The sequence below is a fragment of the Kitasatospora sp. NPDC056446 genome (assembly GCF_042796115.1).
Lineage (GTDB): Bacteria > Actinomycetota > Actinomycetes > Streptomycetales > Streptomycetaceae > Kitasatospora.
This window is the reverse complement of record NZ_JBHTRF010000164.1, coordinates 1-1,931: the sequence shown is the minus strand read 5'-3', so window position 1 is coordinate 1,931 and position 1,931 is coordinate 1. Positions and strand designations below refer to the sequence as shown.

The window sequence follows — 1,931 nt, the reverse complement described above, 5'->3', positions numbered from 1 at the left end:
GGCAAGGAACCAGCGAGGAGTTCCTGCGTGACCTGCGGTGCAGCATCGTTGAGAATCATCTCGTCAAGCGGACCTTCGCTGTCGGTCACTACTTCGATGACGAGTTGAAAATACGTGGCATCTGGGAGTTTGTCCGCCGCTACATGGAAGAAGGGCCCGCCGAGGTGGTCGACACCATCGACGGTCGGCAGATGAACCTGTCGGTCAAGCCTTCCCTGCGCAACTGCTATCTGTTCGTGGTCGCCAGCCTTGGGCCGGCCATGCTGAGTGCCCGGTTCATGCTTATGCCACTGCTGCTGCCCTTGGTGCTCTGCCGGTGGCTGGTCCTGAAGTCCTGCCGTGTGCCAGTGTGGCCGCAATGGGTGCAGGATGAGTGCGAGGTCGACGCGAATGACCCTCTGAGGCTGGCCGAGCCTGAGGTCATGGCGCAGTCGGAGTGGGATCGTCGTTCAACTCGATCAGGATAATGCCGCAGATGAGTCAGTTCGCCGGCTGGCTTGCCCAGCGCTATCGCAACAACCGCCCCCTCTCCCAATATGAAGAAGGTGCCGATGTGCGCCAGTTCGACTCTTCGGCGTTTACGCCGATCAACAAGGGCATCATCGGATTGGATGCTGACTCCATGGAGTATGTGGATCGGCATTTCTTATACCGCGGATGGGCTCTGATGGGTGGCAGCGTCTTTGTGGTGCTGGGTGCAATCTTCATCATTGCGATGCTGCACGCGGCTATCTCCACCGAGAACAAAGCTCAGTCACTTGATGCCATCTATGCTGCCGTCGGCGTTAGCACCCTGGCTCTCGCGTTTGTCGGATTTGTCTTCTGGATGCTGATACTGCGGGACATCTTCCGCTACCAGTACTACCCCATCCGCTTTGACCGAACCACGCACCAGGTGCATGTCTTCACAGGCGGACGCAACAAGGTGATTTCAGCGGCCTGGTCGGATGTCCGCTTCATCATTGGCAGGGACAAGCCCGCTGGGCCCGGTGACGACTACACCTACGATCTCAGGGGCCTGGTGATGCGCGGCGATCAGGTCGTGCACACCTTTGCGGTAGGCTCGGATTGCGGTTCGAACCCTGCCGTCGTGCTCGCGCACTGGGAAATGATCCGGCGCTTCATGGAGCAGGGGCGTTCCGCGCTTCCGTTCCCGCCGTTGCAGCTCTACACCTCAGTGGTGCCGAGCTTCCGCAATGCGTTCATCATTCATGTCTCTTCTGCGGGCGCAGGGCTGATGTGGATTGCACTGCCGCTCACCTTGCCCTGGGCGCTGTTCCGCTTCCTTGCGATGAAGCTGTGCCGCAAGCCGGTCTGGCCGGCGGCCGTGACCCGACGTGGAACATCCGAGCCTTCCGATACGCCGCCGCTGCGTGCGCCGGCCGTATACGGGCGAGTGGATCATGCGGGCGGCCGGGCGGATCAGATGGATCGATTCTGGAAGGAATCGATCGCTGCTGCGAAGGCCCGCAACGATGAAGTGCGGCAGCAGCTCCTGCAGGCAACGAGCCGGGTCTGACAGAAACTGCGCTCGGCAACGTGTGCGGGCTGGTAGCGGTCTTCGGGTACAGCAGAGTCGAGCATGGCTCGACTCTACAAAAACGCGTCACATCGCCGGGCAGGCCGGGTCCTTGCCGCTCACCGCTGCGCAGATCCGGCGGCGGCAATCCACGCCCTTCAGCGACGCGGGGCTGGGGCAGGCACGCAGCTGAGCCTGGATGTTCGATTCGGTCGATGCGGACTTCTTGCTGGCCACGCGCTCGAAGGCGGCGCGCTCGTCTTCGGTGCGTTTGCGCTGGTCGGCCTCGATCTGTGCGATCAGGTCGTCCATGCTTTGCGGTTGGGCATTGGCCTTCGTTTTGGCCTTGGCCTTGTCCTCTTCCTTGATGATGCCGAGCAGGGTGCCGAGCAGGTTTTCATCGCCCTTGCTC

The 1,931-nt window shown here is 61.4% G+C and carries 3 protein-coding genes; 2 read left to right on the top strand and 1 reads right to left on the bottom strand.

Features of this window, described 5'->3' with window-relative positions; genetic code table 11:
- The coding region (locus tag ACFQ6N_RS40155) for a DUF6708 domain-containing protein (protein WP_380659109.1) at positions 1 to 467 on the top strand (467 nt) is incomplete at its 5' end.
- Positions 468 to 475: 8 nt separating this feature from the next.
- Positions 476 to 1,519 (top strand): DUF6708 domain-containing protein, encoded by a 1,044-nt coding sequence (locus ACFQ6N_RS40150; protein WP_148564974.1) that lies wholly within the window; start codon positions 476 to 478, stop codon positions 1,517 to 1,519.
- Between the two features lie 87 nt (positions 1,520 to 1,606).
- Here ACFQ6N_RS40150 and ACFQ6N_RS40145 read toward each other — a convergent pair.
- Positions 1,607 to 1,931 (bottom strand): hypothetical protein (locus ACFQ6N_RS40145; RefSeq protein ID WP_380659108.1); only part of this gene is annotated, 325 nt, incomplete at its 5' end.

Coding starts and splice junctions, on each gene's coding strand:
- ACFQ6N_RS40150 (WP_148564974.1), top strand. CDS start 476: ATGAGTCAGTTCGCCGGCTGGCTTGCCCAGCGCTATCGCAACAACCGC.